Genomic DNA, 15875 nt, shown 5'->3' with positions numbered 1-15875 from the left:
GCGCGCAAGGATACAGTAAAACACCGGCAATCGCGAGGGCCCGGACCGGCGCAAGGTAGCAAGATCTACGCGGGATTTGAACGAATTGTTTTCACTATCCTTGAAATATTTGGTTATAACCGGGTCAGGGGTTGATCAGTTTGCTCAGATTGTGTATAAGAAAGCATACGCGTGGAACATTTTTTAACATTTGCAGGGAGTGCTGGTCTTGGGCAATGGCGCCGCCATAGTCCTTTGAGAACAACCTAATCGGGGGAGAATAAAAATAATGAACGAGCAAATTGAAATGCAAGATCAGGGTGACAGCGTGGCGGATGCGATCGCTGCGGTTTCGCTAATCGCCATCTTCGTTGCTACCTGTATTTTCTGGATTAGCGGCCAATAATCAAGGCCTGCTGAACCACAGAGCCGGGGCGCCCTTAGGGGGGTTGCCCCAGGCCTCTGCCTGTAACTTCCAGCCTTCTCCTCCCCCTTAGTAACGTTAGTGTGTATTGCGACTCTGAACGGCTCGCTCAAGCTCTTACCGTAACTTCCCTCTGACATTCGGGCTCCACAGAAGCTTTAGTTGCTGAGTCAATTAAAGGCTGCCAAACTCACTGGATCTATGGCTGCGGGGGTGGATATGTTGGGCAGAGATTCAGAGCACAGTGATAAAGCGGGCTTTCAGGTTCACAACAGCTTGGTCTACTGGGTCAACCGACTGGCTGGCGCCATGCGCGAGAGCTTTAATCTGGCGCTGAAGGAAGTAGACGTGTCCTGGCCCCAGTGGCTTGCCTTGAACACCTTGTATCATGGTCAGGTCGAGACGCCTGCTCAAATTGCTGATTTTGTGGGCGTCGATCGCTCAGCCGTCACTCGTTTGCTGGACCGGCTGGCGGATAAAGGGTTGGTTGTCAGAGAGCATGACCACGGTGACCGCCGTTCGGTTAAGGTGCGCCTGACTCAGAGCGGGCGCCTGAAAATGCGGCGTATCGATGAACTGGCAAAAGCACATCAGGCGTCATTTTTATCTCACTTGCCGCCCACGGAGGTGAGGGCCTTTAAGGGTAACCTACAGAAGCTACTGCGGGCGGGCGGCCTGGAGAGCAACACTTTATGGCGTAACCTGGATTAACCACTCGTACCGGTCAGCTTTGAAGCAGCTGGCGCACCAGAAACACGAGGCTGAGGACGAAGATCAGGGTAAAACTGATACCGGCAACAATGTAGATGTAAAGATTGCCCTGGCTGAAGTCCCGCTCGCGGTTTTTGTTGCTTTGCACACCGAAGGCGGCGGCGAGGGTGCTCAGAATGATCTGAAAAACACCGGGTTTTTGTGGTTTTTTTGGCTCGGTTTGGCTCATTGCGGGCATCTACTAACAGTCAATCGGTGCTTGGGGTACACTTTCATGTCTTCCCAAGGTTCAACAGAGTACCAGTTTATTTCCTTATGAGCACACCGATAGACCAGTTGGCCGTACTGCCGCCCTGCGATCAAGCAATAGGGCTTCTCCGTGAAGACAAACACTTCCTTTTGGTGGACAAGCCGGCAGGGCTGTTGAGCGTGCCCGGCCGCCACCCAGACAATGACGATTGCGTTCTGTCACGACTGGAGCGCGATTACCCCGGTGCCAGTATAATCCACCGGCTGGATTTTGATACATCGGGGGTTATGGTGGTGGCGCTCAATAAAAAGGCCCATGGCGCCATCGCCCGGCAATTCCAGGAGCGCGAAACCTACAAACGCTACACCGCCCATGTCTCGGGGGCTTTGGCAGAGCACCACGGGGAGATTGACCTGCCGATCGCGCCGGATCAGGATAACCGCCCCAAATACAAAATATGTCCAGAGACCGGCAAGCCCTCATTAACCCGCTACCGAGTGGATCACTACTGGCAGGTCAGTGACACCTCGCAGGTCTCACTAGAGCCGGCGACCGGGCGCTCACATCAGCTGAGGCTGCACTTGGCGGCCATTGGCCACCCGATTCTCGGTTGCGCCTTTTACGCCCCCGAGCCCATTCGCTCTAGTGCGGAGCGTCTTCGGTTGCACGCCACTGAGCTGCGCTTTCGACATCCCGTCACTGGCGAGCAGGTTTCGGTTATCAGCCCGTGCCCTTTTTAACAACGGGCTTTCGAAACGTTGTGCCGCATATCAAGCGCTCAGACCCTTGATGAGGGCCCTCCGGGCGCGCACCCGGAAACGGAAAAACACCGGAGATCCTGTGGTCAGCCGGGCCGCTCGCATTTTGATGATCTCGAGCCGTTTTTAATCTGCGGCAAAGTGAAGTAAAATACCTGAGTAAATTAATCAGGTATACAGGTGCAAGCTCCTCACTATGGCTAATATAGATGTAGATATCACTCCCTCGGCGCAAACCTATCTTAAAGAGTTGCTGCAAAAGCAGTCCGATAGTGATGACGTTGGCATTCGCATGTTCGTGGCCAATCCGGGAACCCCTCAGGCAGAGACCTGCATTGCCTATTGTCGGCCCGGTGAGGTCAAAGAAGGTGACGTCAGCATGGTGTTGGACGGTTTTCAGGCCTACTTTGAAGAGCGCAGTCTGCCGTTTTTAAAAGACGCCAAGGTGGATTACTCGGCCGACCGTATGGGCGGACAGCTGACGATACGGGCGCCGAATTCGAAAATGCCTCAGGTGACCGACGACAGTCCGTTGGAGGACAGAATCAATTATGTCCTCTATAACGAGGTGAACCCCGGCTTGGCCGCCCACGGCGGCGAAGTGAGCTTGGTAGAGGTCACCGATGACAGCTACGCCATTTTGCGCTTCGGGGGTGGCTGCCAGGGGTGCAGCGCGGTAGACTTAACCCTTAAAAACGGGGTAGAGGTTGCGCTGATGGACAAGCTTCCAGAATTAAAAGGTATTCGGGACATTACCGATCACACTGATCGCACCCAAGCCTATTTCTGACACCGGCAGCCTGAGCGACCAACATGGCCAGAGACCCAGTGCGCCGCTTTGTGACACATCTGTCGCTCGCACTGGGCCTTGTCGTTTCACTCTGCTCGATCGCTCCCTCCGCATTCAGCCAAGCACAAGAATCTCCCCACGGTGGCGTTTGGCCAGCACCTCCTGAGCGCCTCGCCGGTTGGGATTGGGTGCAGCTGGACTCCGGCGAATGGATCAAGGGGGAGATCATTGGCCTCTACGACAAAAAACTCAACTTCGATTCTGACCATTTCAATGAGCTGACGCTCGACTGGGACGATGACGTCACCCGCGTGCTGTCGGCCCGTAGTATGGGCGTGCGCCTCAGTAATGGCGAAACCGTCTATGGCCCGGTTGTTATCGACGAACAGTACCTGAGTTTTGCCGGTCCGCTGAAAGAGCGCTATGCCCGCTCGGCGATTGTCGCCATGACGGTCAAGGGAGAGCGCGAGCGCGATTTATGGCGTACCGAAATAGGCCTTGGCGGGTCCCTCAAGGGGGGCAATGTCCGCGAAAAGTCATACAACATTGATCTGGGTGTGGCGAGACGCACGGCGCTCTCAAGGTTCAGTATCAGTTACAAAGGCGCCATGGACGAGACCGATGGCGTCCAGAGTGAGGAGAGCCACAGAGCCAACAGCCGGTGGGATCGCTTTATCGGCACCTCACTCTACTGGACCCCAGGCTACATTGAGTATTATCGGGATCGCTTTCAGAATATTGATGCCCGAGCTACCTACGGTGTCTTTATCGGTTACTACCTGATCGATAATAGGGCTGTGACCTTATCGGTCAGTGGCGGGCCGGGTTACCAGTATCAAGAGTTCACTACAGCGCCAGCCGGTCAGGACTTGACGCAGGAGACAGGGGCTTTTCTTGCCGACGCCAATTTGAAATGGGACATTACGGATGATATTACTTACTATCTGTCCTATGAGCCGCAATTTACCAATGAGGAAACCGGCCGCTACAAGCACTACCTGGAGAGCAGCCTGAGCCTGGACATTACCGATCGCCTGGAGCTGGATTTGACCTACTCATGGAACCGGACCGAAAAGCCCCAGGTAGACGAAAATGGAGAGCTGCCGGAGAAAAACGATTACACCCTGACCATTGGTTTAACCTGGAATTACTAACCGGCGGCTCGCGCCGGTTAGCGTCTTAGCGGTTGCGCTGGGCGAGAACTGGTTTGATTTTATCGCGCATGCTGCGCAAGGCGCGTTCGGTAGCTTCCCAGTCGATACAGGCATCGGTCACCGAGACACCGTATTCGAGCTGGCTCAAATCTTCCGGTATCTTCTGGCTGCCGGCGCCGATGTTGCTCTCGACCATTAGCCCGATAATAGACTTATTGCCTTCCATGATTTGGTTGGCAACATTATCCATGACCAAAGGCTGCAGGTTATGGTCTTTGTTGGAATTGGCGTGGCTGCAATCAACCATGATGTTGGGAAGTACCTTGGCCTTGTTCAACTCTTCTTCGCACATGGCGACGCTGACTGAGTCGTAATTGGGCTTACCATTGCCGCCGCGCAGCACTACATGGCCGTACTGATTTCCGCGGGTATGGATGATGGACACCTGGCCCTCGGAGTTGATGCCGAGAAAACGATGCGGTTTTGAGACCGACTGCAGGGCATTGATGGCGACAGTAAGGCTGCCGTCGGTGCCATTTTTGAAGCCGACGGCCGAGGACAGGCCGCTGGCCATCTCCCGGTGCGTCTGGGACTCGGTGGTGCGGGCGCCAATGGCAGACCAGCTGATTAAATCCTGCAGGTACTGCGGGGAAATCGGATCCAGCGCCTCGGTGGCGGTGGGCAAGCCCATCTCGGCAATGTCCAGCAGCAGCTTGCGGCCGATGTGCAGCCCCTCCTGAATCTTGAATGAATCGTTCAGGTAAGGGTCGTTGATTAAACCTTTCCAGCCGACAGTGGTTCTTGGCTTTTCAAAATAGACACGCATGACAACATAGATACTATCGCTGACTTCGTCGGCCAACTTCTTCAGGCGAGCCGCATAATCCTTGGCCGCTTCCACATCGTGGATCGAGCAGGGGCCAATCACGACGAAAATACGCGGATCTTCACGATCGAGGATTTTGCGGATAGTGGCACGACCCTGGGTGATCGCCTGGCGTGCGCTATCGGTCAGAGGCAGCTCGCGCTTGAGCTCTGCCGGCGAGATGAGCAGCTCCTGAGAGACCACATTCAGGTCGTCAATGGCTGCGTCTTGAGTTTCGTGTGACATTCGCTTTCCAGTTCATCATTTTATGTTGTCGAGGCGTCCCGGACCTCAGGTTTTCGCTGAGCGCGCGACGAAAGGCTATTCTACTGAAATTTAATGGGTTTTTGGTGATGATTTTACCAATAAGCGGGATATTAAGAAGCTATTGCCTGAAAGCTGCCTATCGAATTTCGATAAACATCTGCTGCTCATCGAGGGTCGGGCAGAAAATGGCAAGGCGGCAGGGTGGGTTCTCACCGGCAAACAAGGCGCCGTAGCGGCGTAGTTGACCGGTGTAATCAGCGATTAATTGGGCGCGAAAATGCTCCGCTGGCTGCCCAGGTAAGGGCTCTGAGGTTTTATAGTCGATCACCCAGCGCTGGCCGGCGTCGACAAAGGTGCGGTCCACCACCTGCCGGCGAAACTTGCCAGCCTCTTTGCCGACATAGGCAACTTCGGTCGCAGAGTCTTGATGTGAGGCATCCAGCAGCCAACGTCCCGTCTCACTGTTGAGTGTCCGCGCAACACAACGGCACACTTTGTCTAACTGCACGCCTAACTCGTCGGGGAATACGCCTTCTTGTGCCAGTTGCCGCTGCCAAAGCGGCCGATTGCGGTCTATGTAAGCATCGATGTCCCGCGGCAGTGGGCCTCGGGCCAGCTGCTCCAGAATGCGGTGTATGACAGTACCTGTCAGCCTCGCCTGACGGGCCTGGGCGGTCTCGCGCTCGGGCAGGTTTTCCTCGTCACCCAGCTCGCGGCCGCGCAGGTGCGCCAGGCGTGGATTGTCCTGCCACACCGGGGCAACCCAGTCAGCGGTGAGGCGGCGGATGGCGCTGCGCTCAAGCTCTCTTGGATCTGTAGGTGCAGCGGTCGATCGCTGGAGCGAGGCCGGTATGCGCCGTGCTTGAGTGCCTACCGCAGGCCAGAGGGCCCTCAGGTGGCCGGCCGGCTTCGCCTCAGCGAGGCTATCTTCCGTGCCCAGTTTGCAACAACCGGTCAATATCAGGCGCTTTATTGCCCGCGTGCAACCGACGTACAGCAACCGATTGGCTTCGTGAGCATCCTGCTGTTTCTGCTCGGCTTTAAGATAGTTGTACAGCGGGCTTTGATTCTGCCCCTCGGGGGCGATCGGACCGAGCAATAACTGGTTTTGTCCGGCCGGGCCGATTCGCTCGCGCCAGAGTAAGAGAGATTTATCGTCAGCGCGGCTGCCTCGATCCAGCCCCGGAATGATCACGGTATCGAATTCGAGCCCTTTGGATTTATGCAGGGTCATCAATTGCACTTTGCTGTCCGCGGTCTGCGTCGGAGCGGCATAAAGCCGGTTGATGGCGCGCTCAAACCCCTCCCAGTCGCGAATTTTATGTCCTGCGTCGAACCTTTCCAGCAATTCAAAGAACTGTCTTGCATCGGTGTGTTCACTGTCATCAAGCAGCGCAGCGGGGCCTCCGAGTGCCAGCCAGGCACCGTACACCCAGTCGCGCAGACTTTTGCGTTGGGCTTGCGCCATCACCTGGGCAAGTACCTCGGCGCCTCTTACGCACAGAGCTTTGCCTGCTTGGCTGAGTTCAGAGTGCGCCTGGGCATCGAACAGCCGCTCCCAGACAAAGGGAAAGCCACCAGGGTCTCGTGGCTCGGGCACGCTGTTTTCAGGATCGGAGCGCACCAGGGCATGCAGATCCATTAAATCGAGTCCAAACCAGGGAGTGCGCAGCAAGGCCAGCCAGGCGTTGCGGTTGTCCGGCTGCAACAGGGCCCGCGTCAGTGTCAGCAAGTCGATAATCACCATTCGGCTCGCCAGCGAGTCCATGTCCTGTGCCTGAAAGGCCATACCCGCCCGGTTCAGCTCGGCGGTCACTTCGCTCAAGTGGGCGCGATTGCGCCCGAGCACGGCAATGCTGTCTTCAGGGCGCTCTTGCAGAGCCTGCGCCACTAACCCGGCGATGGCGGCGGCCTCATTCAGACGAGCGCTCTGCCTATTGGTCAGCTCATCGTCGTAGTCGCTGAGATAAATGTCGACGGCGGGCATATCCCCCTCGGCTTTGAATGCGGTGGAGGGTGAGTAGCTAACCGCGCCGCGGGAAATGTCGTCCTGAGCGGGGAAGACGCCGGAGAAACTGCGATTCACCCAATTGACAACACCGGCCTCAGAGCGAAAGTTAACGCTCAGATCCAGCGGTGTCAGGGCCACCGAACCAATTCCCTGCTGGCGTGCCTGAAGGAATAAACCGACGTTGGCGTTGCGAAAGCCATAACACGACTGCATGCCGTCCCCGACAATAAAAAGGGTTCGCCCATCACCTGCCTCCCAACCGTGAGTGAGCTTTTCCAGCAACTGCAGCTGAGGGAGTGAGGTGTCCTGAAACTCATCGACCAGAATATGGCGAACTTGATAGTCGAGCTTAAGGGCGATGTCGGTCGGTGCCTGGGCATCGCCCAGAGCGTCCAGTGCCGCCAGGGTAATGGCGGTAAAGTCCGTACCCCCTTGCTCGGCAAATTGCAGCCAGAGCTGGGCCGCCAACCGCGGCAGCAGCTCCGTGAGGCCTTCGAGCAGCTGCCACTCGTCATCGGTGTAGTGGGGCGCGGGCAGGGTCCGAATCTCACCCAGCGCTTCGCAGGCCTCCGGGCTGAGCGCCTCGAGTGTCTCGACAATCTGCCCGAAGCGCGCTTTTTGGGTCTTGCCGGCAGCGCCCGCCGGCACGCCCTGGCGGACGGTGACGGATTTTCGATAGTGGTTGTCCGCGGTCAGCAATACATCGACCAGGGCAAGCCAATGGGGCAGAGCCGAGTAATGCGACTCTGGCAAACCTGCGCTGCCGGCCAAAGGTGCCAGCGGATGCCCGGGTTGGTTCTCTTGCAAATAATTCGCGGCGCCGTCAATCAGCAGGGCCAGCTCGCTGGCGACCGGCGCGAGCAGACGGGTAACCCTGCGCTGATGCTCTTCAATCACATCCTGCAGCACCTGCTCTAGGTACGGGCGGGCACTGACACCGGCAATCGACAGAATGACCGGTAGCCACTGCTCGCGCTTGCCGAGCAGCCTGACAAACAGTGCCATCAGGTTTTCCAGATGATTGTCCAGATGCAAACTGAGGCGGGCCAGAGCCTGGCCTGTGGCATCGGGCTGCCCCACTTGGTGGAGTAGGGCTCGCGCCGCTTCGCGGTATACCGGTTCGGGATCGTCAATGGTTTCGGGCAGGGCGCCAAGTGCGCTCTGGAAGGGCAGTTGAGCGGCGATGGAGCGGCACAGGCCATCAATGGTCTGCACTCGCAGGCGTCCGGGGTTACGCAACAGGTTCCAATTGTTCTGTCGGTCGTGCTCCAGCAGCTCCCGGGCGCTGAGCCACAGCGCACTGTCGTGCTCTGATGCCGGTTCTGGATCATGGGCGGCGCTGTCCAGTGCTTTGAGGATTCGCTCTTGCATCTCGCTGGCAGCTTTATTGGTAAAGGTTATCGCCAGCACTTGCTCCGGGGCCTCTACTCGCCGAAGCAGCTTCAGGACACGGTGAGTCAACAAGCCGGTTTTGCCGGATCCGGCGGGCGCCGAGACGGCGAAGGACCCCTCGGGATTGAGAGCCTCTTGGCGCGCTTTAAAGTCTTCGGGGCGTTTGGTCTGGCTCATAAAGCAGGCTTCCGCTGGCTTGCCAACCAGTGCTGTAGGTCGCGCTGTTCATTGATGCGAATCAGGGGGCGTATGTCTTCATCAAAGCGCTGGGCCTCGGCAAAACGGTACACCGCGCCGGCGAAGCCGGCCTTTATTTCATTGGCCAGTTGCTCCAAGGTCAGTTGCCAGGCTTGCCGTTGCGCCGCCCAATCGCCCGCCTCGGGGGTTTTGATGCCTTCGATGGGTAGCTTTTGCTCTCCCCACCCATCGAGCGCTTGTTGCCGGGCGTTGATGACGGCAAAGGCGATGGCGCTCAGCTCGTTTGGCAAAAGTGTACAGGCGTATAGGGGCAGCTGGGGATCACTGAGTGCGGTGCTGCGCCAGGCATTGGGTTTGGCGTTGCCGGTTTTGTAGTCGATGATTAGCCGGGATTCGTCGACGAGCCGGTCCATTCTGTCTATTCGGACGCTGAACTCCAGCCCGGCGAAGGATACCCGCTCGGCCTTTTCGATCCACTCAACGGTGAAGTCGGGCCTTTCGCGCTCTCGTTCGAGCCAGGCCATGATCTGTGCGCTCAGGCGAGAGGCCTCGAGTTCGCAGAAGCCTGGAGTGAGCTCGCCGCGGCGCTTGCCGGCAATCTCGGCAATGGCGTTGTGGCAAAGAGCGTCTACTTGCTGCTGGAGCTGTGCAGCAGTCTGTGTCTGCAGCGCGCTCAGGCTGCGCGTTTTCTCCCAAAACTCGGCGAGTATGCGGTGCAGGGCAATACCTCGCTCGGCGGGCGAGAATCCGAGCACTGCACGGTCCCGCTCTCGGGCGCCCAGGCGGTAGCGCGCGAAGGCACTAAACGGGCAGGCGGCCTGGGCTTTGAAAAAGCCCGTGCCGCCGGGAATTTTGACCGAACCCAAGGGTGGTCCGAAGTCCGCTGCCACCGGCTCAAGCAGGCCGCTGAGGGCAAAAAGCCGATAATTGTCCTGGAAAACCGCCGGCTGTGATTCACCGATGCGGCTCTCACGAGGCAGCTGTTGCATCAGGGCGCTCGGTCTCAGGGGTTGATCCGCCTGGGTTTCTGGGTAGCTGAAAATTATGGTGGTGGCGCAGTGGCTCAGTGTTTCGGTCAGGCGCTCGGCGTAGTTTAGCTCGCGCTCGGCGCTGGCTCTGGGCATGCGCCACTGGCGTTGCAAGCCCACCGGCAACAGCGGATTGGGTTCGGGCGCCGGCGGCCAAGCGCGGTGGTGCATGCCCATGATCCAGCAGTGGGTGAATTGCAAACCTGAGGCTTCCAGCGTGCCGAGTACCTGAATCGGCGAGTCAGGTGTCTGGGGCTGAAACGGCGTGCGCTCGAGGGTTCTGCGCATCAGTGGCAGCAATTCCACGAGCGTAAAGCCGCTCTGCAAATGCGCCAAGCGGGCCATCTCGTCCAGTGTCTCATACCAGCGCTGCACCTGTTGATACTCAACACTATCGAGCCGACGGCTGCCGGGCCAGCCGAGGGCGCTCAAGGTCTGCTGAATGCGTTCGAACCAATAGGGCAGGGTTTGTCGATGGTGCTTTTCGCGTTCTAGATCGCGGGTGATCTCCAAGGTGCGGGCAAGCGCCGCGGCACTGGCAAACCGATCGGTGAGCGCACGGACACACTCGCGCACCTGAATGCCGGTGAGTTCCCGTCGGCATTTCCCCCTGAGTGCAATGGCGCACGCTGTGCGCAAGGGCAGCTCTTGGGGGTAGTCGCCCCAGAAAACATCGAGCAGCAGCTGACAAGTAAAGTCAGTCGTCTGAGGGTGAAGGTGCAGGGCGATGAGATCCAGCGCGGTTTGAACCACCGGTGCGCTCGCCAGTGGCGTCCCCGCCGAGAAGTTAAACGGCGCTACCGTACGAGACACTTCCGGTGCAGGGGCACGGGGGTTAAATACTTCCTGAAAGACTCGCTCAACCCTGGCTCGCTGCTGACCGAGATCGGGCACTACAATGCCGATAGCGGCGTCTGGGTGTGCATGCAAGACGTCGTCGGCCCAGCGCGCCGCGCGGCGGATTTCTTCTTCCGCATCGGGGGCCGAGGTCAGACAGAGGCTGCGTGGTTGCTGTGTTGAGTGGTCTAGCGCCTGAGCGCTGGGCAGTGCCTCGCGAAACAGCTCGGCGGTCAGTGGCGGAACATCGTCAAAGCCATAGAGCCAGGCGTTTTCTTCTTGCGCAAGCTGTCGGTCGTGGTAGGCGCTAAGCAACCGCCTCTGTAGATCTTCTCGTGTGAGCAGTTGGTGCTCGTCGAGACGGGCTAAAAAGCGCTCATACCAGAGCCGGAAAGCGGGATCTGCCTCGGGCCATTTGTCCAGCTCGGACACTGGGCACAGCCAGAGTTCAAGGCTGGTGCGGGCCGATTCTGCTTTGCCCGAGAGCTGGTGGGGACGCATCAGCCCACTGGCAAGTTCCGATTCGCCGATCACCGACTCCCAGAGAAAGTTCAGTTGCGCTGAGCTTGCGAGGGTTTTTTCGGAGCCGGCCTGGCCATTGAGCTGCAGCTGTTGCCAGAGCCCCTCTAGCCACTGACCCAAGGCCTGCACTCTGGGTTCTTTCCAGCAGTTTGAGTGCACACTTTGGGCGTTGTGATAAGCGCGCAGTATTTGGTTGCGCTGGCGATTGTTGGCGGTGAGAATTAACCGGCCGCGCTTTAAATCCTCATAAACTGGGCTAATATCAAACAGTACGGCGGCCATCGGCGCTTGTATCCCTCTGCAATCAGGCGCCAGTGTAAGGTCAAGGCCCTATCAATCGCAAGAAGCGTAAGGTGTTATCGGGCGCCACAAAATGTAGTATAAGGTTCAGAGACAGGCTCGGACATTTCTGGAGTTTTTTTGCGGCCGACTATTCGCTCACTCAACGCTAAACTGCTGCTCATCGTTATTGGCTTTGTCATTCTCAGCGGCATTCTGGGAGCGGTGCGCGTGGGGTTTGCAGAAACCCGCCGCATCCAAACCCTTTACGATAACCGTCTGTTGTCGCTGTCGTCACGTTACAGCCACTATCTGGAGGATGAGCTGCAGGCTCGGGCCGACACCCTTTTAGGGGCGCGGGATGTTTTGCTAGAGGCACTGTCTCAACCCCGCGTCCTAGAACCGGATTTGCGTGAGTACCGCGACGCCGACGGTGCCTACCGCAAGATGGATCGCTACTCCGGCGTATTTGTCCACCGGGATCAGCCCATAGATGCCCGCATCAACCAGCTCGCCCATGCGTCTCAGCTCGCCTGGGAGAGAGTTACCCCCGTTGTCGATGGCGTGTTCAGTGCGTTTTACTTTATTAGTCGCGAGCGGGTCTCCCGGGTCTGGCCCCAAACTATCGCCATCAATCATCGCCCCGATCACGATGTGACCACAGAGATTTTTTATACCATTGCCACCCCAGAGCAAAATCCACAGAGAGCACCGCAATGGACACCCATTTATTTTGATGCCTACAGCGGGGAGTGGATGACGTCTCTCATTGTCCCCGTGTATGAGCAAGACGACTTTGTTGGGGTGATCGGCGGGGATATCAATGTCAGTTATCTGCTGGGCAAGCTGAGCGATCTGGATACCGATGGTGACCAGATTATGGCGCTTATTTACGATGATGAGGGCCAGCTGGTCATTCACAGTGCACAGCGCCCCGACGTCGGACAGCGCAGTGAAGACTATCCACTGCTGAATGCCCCGGGTGAGCCAGAGGTTGGCGCCGCTGACTATATGGCCGGGGTCGCTGCGGGCAGCGTTTCTCTTGGGGAAGTAGCGAGAGCAAGCATCGACGGTAAGCCTGTTCACGTGGTTGCCAACCGCCTGGATAAAATGGAATGGTTTATCAGCTTTTACTACCCGCACAGCTTGATCGAAACTCGGTTCCGCGAGTCCATGATATCGGTGTACATCAACATTATTTTGCTCGCCGTTTTCTTGTTTGTGGTGCTGTTTTTCAGCATCCGCCGCTATGTGGTGCGACGGATCAGTGCCCTGGCTGATGCCACCAGTCGCATAGACCGAGAAAACTGGTACATGAGTGTGCCGGATAGTGGCTCCGATGAAATCGCGCGCCTGGGTAAAAGCATCAACAACATGCTGGATCAGATCCGCCATCTGGTGCGCGGACTCGACGATAAAATCTCACTGCTGGACAAGGCGAGTCTTGAATCGCGCCGGTTGATGAGCGCCATAGAAAACAGTGCCAGCTTGGTGGTGATCCTCAATCGTGACTGGAAAATTGAATATGCCAATTCGCAATACTGGCAAACAACCGGCTTTAGCGCTGATGACGACTGCACGCGCTATCGGCCGCTATTACTGGATGAAAACAACAGCGAGAAAATCACCCTCGAAGACATTGATAGAAAACTGCAGTCGCAACTTGCCCGAGGCGGCAACATCGAGGACTCGGCGAAATGGCAGGCAGAGTATTTGGCGACCACGGCCAGTGGTCAGCATTTTTGGTTGATGCAGACGGTAACGGCCATTCTCGGCAACGATCAGCGCCCCGACTACTATGTCTGTGTCGGCCAAGACATCACCGACCTCAAGGAGAAGCAGCAAGAGGTCGAAAAGCTCGCCTATTACGATCACCTGACCGGGCTTGCCAACCGAACCTTGTTTAAATCTCAGCTGCGCGCCACCCTCAACCGTTGCCTGCGTACGGGGCACAAAATGGCGCTCTTCTATCTGGATCTGGATCACTTCAAAAGGATTAACGATACCTTCGGTCACGAGGATGGCGACCTGCTGCTGATTGAAGTCGCCAGACGCCTGACCGAGTGCTTGCGCCAGGAGGATATGGTGGCACGACTCGGCGGCGATGAGTTTGCGGTCATGCTCGATGAGGTGGAAAGCCCGCAGTATGCCTACGTAGTGGCAAACAAAATCATTCAGGCCCTCAATCATCCGGTGGAGCTGCACGGCAAAGAAGTGGTGCCCGGCGTCAGCATTGGCATCACCATCGCACCTGATGACAGTAATGAGCTCGATGCATTGATGAAAAGCGCCGACCTGGCGATGTACCAGGCGAAGGATAAAGGCAGGAATTCCTTTCAGTTTTATACCGCTGACATGAACCTCGCGGTGGAGCAGCGCCTGACTATAGAGCGGGAGTTGCGTCAGGCCTTAAGATTCGGGCAATTTGAACTTTACTACCAACCCTTGATTGATCTCGGTACAGAGAAGATTGTTGGCGCCGAGGCACTGGTACGCTGGAATCACCCGGTGCACGGCATGGTGTCGCCGGCCGATTTCATTCCTGCCGCCGAGGAGTCAGGGTTGATTGTTCCCCTGGGGAAATGGGTACTAAAAACGGCCTGTTATCAGGCAAAGGGCATTCAAAAGGCCCTAGCCAGAGATTTTAAAATTTCAGTGAATTTATCCGCGAGACAACTGAATGAGCCGGACTTTATCACGACTCTGGAGCGGTGCCTGCGTGAGACGGGTCTCGCGGCAGCATCCCTTGAACTGGAGGTGACAGAAAGTACTCTGATGGTGGACGCGGAGAACGTTATCCCCCGACTTGAGCAGCTGCGACAGAAAGGCTGCAGCCTGGCCATTGACGATTTCGGTACCGGCTACTCTTCCTTGAGTTATCTAAAGCGCTTGCCGATCAACAGCCTGAAAGTGGATCGAAGCTTCGTTAAAGACCTGCCCGAAGACGAGGAAGATCGCGCGATTACGTCCCTCATTGTGGCCATGGCCAACAGTCTTCACTACAAGGTTGTGGTCGAGGGAGTGGAAACCAAAGAACAGCATGAATTTTTGAGTGGCTGCGGCTGTCATTATGGTCAGGGATTTCTGTACAGTCGCCCATTGCCGGCAGATCACTTCATTGCGCTTTTGTTTGCCGATGACAACGACTGATGATGCTCGGCGCGCAATACGCCGGGAGGGTTTAACATTCTTGTTTTCAATGCGCGCGCCAGCATGTCGGTATCGGCGCTTTCCCGGGTGAACCAGGTGTCGCCCGCTTCGGCGGTTGAACCGGTGTACAACCCCAATTGGCTCAGCCAATAGCCTACGCGCCGGGCTATGGCTTCGCCAGAATCGAGTAAGCGCACTTGAGGCCCCATAAAGTCCTGTATTTCGTCAGCCAGCAACGGAAAATGGGTGCAGGCGAGCACTAGGCAGTCGAGCTTTTCCGGGTGCGGGTTGGCGGCGTTCGCTTCGCGAAAGCGCCGTAAAACCGAGCGCAATTCAGCCCGGTTGACCACCGCCTGCCTGAGTTTACTTTCGGCGAGGTCGACCAGAGACGAAGAGCCTTTCATTACCAGGTGGCAATCTTTCGCGAAGTCCTGAATCAACTGCTGGGTATAGGGCCGCCGGATCGTAGCCGGTGTCGCCAATAACCCGATGTAGCGATTAGCGGAATACTCGGCGGCGGGTTTTATGGCGGGGACTACACCGACCACGGGTTCTGAGAACTCCTCACGCAGGGCGGGAAGGGCCAGGGTACTGGCGGTGTTACAGGCAATCACCAGAATATCCGCAGCGGAGCTCGTCTGCGAGCGGAAGCTCTTAAGGACGCTCAGGCAGCGTTCAATGACAAACGTCGAGGGTTTTCTGCCATAGGGAAAGCCGTCGTTGTCGGACAAATAGCTCACCTTAAGGCCAGGATGCGCCAGGCGAATTTCGTCCAAAATACTCAGTCCACCGACACCAGAGTCGTAAACCAGTACGTGGGGTGCCCGACTACCGGATTTAGTCATTGCTCACCAAGTCAGCAATGGCTTGCAGGTAGCACGACGGCTCGCTGTCGAGCAAATCCGGACTCGCCTGGTAGGCGTGGAAGAGATATTTACGCGCTTCCGGCGCACGTCCAAGCTGCCAGAGGCACTGGCCGAGGCGAAGCTGCAAAAAAGGACTTTGCTCGGCCTGTGGGCAACAGAGCGCCGACACCAAAGATTCGCAACCGGGTTCAAATTGACCGAGGCGAAAATAGGCATCGCCAATGGCAGTGAGCACCCAGCCGGCCTCGACATACTCAGTCTGGGGCTTGGGTATCAGCAGCCATGCTTGATAGAATGAGCGTAGGGCCAGCCGGTAATTGCCGCTGTCATATAGGCGGTAACCATCGGCGCAGAGCCGGCGTACCTGCAGTGTAAGGTCTGGAGTGCTCATTCA

At 57.2% G+C, this 15875-nt stretch carries 11 protein-coding genes; 5 read left to right on the top strand and 6 right to left on the bottom strand.

What is annotated here, in order from left to right:
• The first annotated feature begins 622 nt into the window (after positions 1-622).
• Positions 623-1114, top strand: coding sequence for a MarR family winged helix-turn-helix transcriptional regulator (locus tag QWI16_RS10145; RefSeq protein WP_302712843.1), 492 nt, complete (start codon positions 623-625; stop codon positions 1112-1114).
• A gap of 13 nt (positions 1115-1127) precedes the next feature.
• Here the strand turns inward: QWI16_RS10145 and QWI16_RS10140 are convergent, their stop codons facing one another.
• Positions 1128-1343: a DUF2970 domain-containing protein gene (locus tag QWI16_RS10140; RefSeq protein ID WP_302712841.1), complete on the bottom strand. Its 216-nt coding sequence runs from the start codon at positions 1341-1343 to the stop codon at positions 1128-1130.
• An 86-nt stretch (positions 1344-1429) separates the two neighbouring features.
• Here QWI16_RS10140 and QWI16_RS10135 point away from each other — a divergent pair, with 86 nt between their 5' ends.
• The 3 genes from QWI16_RS10135 (at position 1430) to QWI16_RS10125 (ending at position 4066) form a co-directional block, all read left to right on the top strand.
• On the top strand, positions 1430-2104 hold the full coding sequence (locus QWI16_RS10135) for a pseudouridine synthase (RefSeq protein ID WP_302712839.1): 675 nt from the start codon (positions 1430-1432) through the stop codon (positions 2102-2104).
• Between the two features lie 214 nt (positions 2105-2318).
• On the top strand, positions 2319-2912 hold the full coding sequence (gene nfuA, locus QWI16_RS10130) for a Fe-S biogenesis protein NfuA (RefSeq protein ID WP_302712837.1): 594 nt from the start codon (positions 2319-2321) through the stop codon (positions 2910-2912).
• 23 nt (positions 2913-2935) lie between these two features.
• A complete protein-coding gene (locus QWI16_RS10125) occupies positions 2936-4066 on the top strand; it encodes a DUF481 domain-containing protein (RefSeq protein ID WP_302712835.1) in 1131 nt (376 codons plus the stop codon).
• Between the two features lie 25 nt (positions 4067-4091).
• Here the strand turns inward: QWI16_RS10125 and QWI16_RS10120 are convergent, their stop codons facing one another.
• From QWI16_RS10120 to QWI16_RS10110, 3 genes are all read right to left on the bottom strand, one after another.
• Positions 4092-5177 (bottom strand): 3-deoxy-7-phosphoheptulonate synthase, encoded by a 1086-nt coding sequence (locus tag QWI16_RS10120; RefSeq protein WP_302712833.1) that lies wholly within the window; start codon positions 5175-5177, stop codon positions 4092-4094.
• 157 nt (positions 5178-5334) lie between these two features.
• A complete protein-coding gene (locus QWI16_RS10115; protein ID WP_302712831.1) occupies positions 5335-8778 on the bottom strand; it encodes a UvrD-helicase domain-containing protein in 3444 nt (1147 codons plus the stop codon).
• A complete protein-coding gene (locus tag QWI16_RS10110; RefSeq protein WP_302712830.1) occupies positions 8775-11468 on the bottom strand; it encodes a PD-(D/E)XK nuclease family protein in 2694 nt (897 codons plus the stop codon). Before QWI16_RS10110 ends, QWI16_RS10115 begins: the two co-directional genes overlap by 4 nt.
• A gap of 138 nt (positions 11469-11606) precedes the next feature.
• Between QWI16_RS10110 and QWI16_RS10105 the strand changes: the two genes are divergently transcribed.
• Positions 11607-14615 (top strand): EAL domain-containing protein, encoded by a 3009-nt coding sequence (locus tag QWI16_RS10105; protein WP_302712829.1) that lies wholly within the window; start codon positions 11607-11609, stop codon positions 14613-14615.
• Here QWI16_RS10105 and murI read toward each other — a convergent pair.
• Both murI and QWI16_RS10095 read right to left on the bottom strand, forming a co-directional pair.
• The gene (gene murI, locus QWI16_RS10100; RefSeq protein WP_302712827.1) at positions 14576-15460 is read right to left on the bottom strand and encodes a glutamate racemase; all 885 of its coding nucleotides are present in this window, start codon (positions 15458-15460) and stop codon (positions 14576-14578) included. The two genes, QWI16_RS10105 and murI, sit on opposite strands and share 40 nt — an antisense overlap.
• Positions 15453-15872, bottom strand: a complete 420-nt coding sequence (locus QWI16_RS10095; protein ID WP_302712825.1) for a tetratricopeptide repeat protein — start codon at positions 15870-15872, stop codon at positions 15453-15455. The genes murI and QWI16_RS10095 overlap by 8 nt, the downstream gene beginning before the upstream one ends.
• Positions 15873-15875 lie beyond the last annotated feature (3 nt).

This window comes from Gilvimarinus algae, assembly GCF_030518215.1.
GTDB classification, from domain to species: domain Bacteria; phylum Pseudomonadota; class Gammaproteobacteria; order Pseudomonadales; family Cellvibrionaceae; genus Gilvimarinus; species Gilvimarinus algae.
This window is presented reverse-complemented; position numbering and strand designations above follow the sequence as displayed.

Bases quoted from the DNA above. Each gene is read 5' to 3' on its own strand.
- QWI16_RS10120 (WP_302712833.1), bottom strand. From the start codon at position 5,177: ATGTCACACGAAACTCAAGACGCAGCCATTGACGACCTGAATGTGGTC.
- QWI16_RS10140 (WP_302712841.1), bottom strand. From the start codon at position 1,343: ATGAGCCAAACCGAGCCAAAAAAACCACAAAAACCCGGTGTTTTTCAG.
- QWI16_RS10145 (WP_302712843.1), top strand. From the start codon at position 623: ATGTTGGGCAGAGATTCAGAGCACAGTGATAAAGCGGGCTTTCAGGTT.
- QWI16_RS10095 (WP_302712825.1), bottom strand. From the start codon at position 15,872: ATGAGCACTCCAGACCTTACACTGCAGGTACGCCGGCTCTGCGCCGAT.
- QWI16_RS10135 (WP_302712839.1), top strand. From the start codon at position 1,430: ATGAGCACACCGATAGACCAGTTGGCCGTACTGCCGCCCTGCGATCAA.
- QWI16_RS10125 (WP_302712835.1), top strand. From the start codon at position 2,936: ATGGCCAGAGACCCAGTGCGCCGCTTTGTGACACATCTGTCGCTCGCA.
- QWI16_RS10110 (WP_302712830.1), bottom strand. From the start codon at position 11,468: ATGGCCGCCGTACTGTTTGATATTAGCCCAGTTTATGAGGATTTAAAG.
- murI (WP_302712827.1), bottom strand. From the start codon at position 15,460: ATGACTAAATCCGGTAGTCGGGCACCCCACGTACTGGTTTACGACTCT.
- QWI16_RS10115 (WP_302712831.1), bottom strand. From the start codon at position 8,778: ATGAGCCAGACCAAACGCCCCGAAGACTTTAAAGCGCGCCAAGAGGCT.
- nfuA (WP_302712837.1), top strand. From the start codon at position 2,319: ATGGCTAATATAGATGTAGATATCACTCCCTCGGCGCAAACCTATCTT.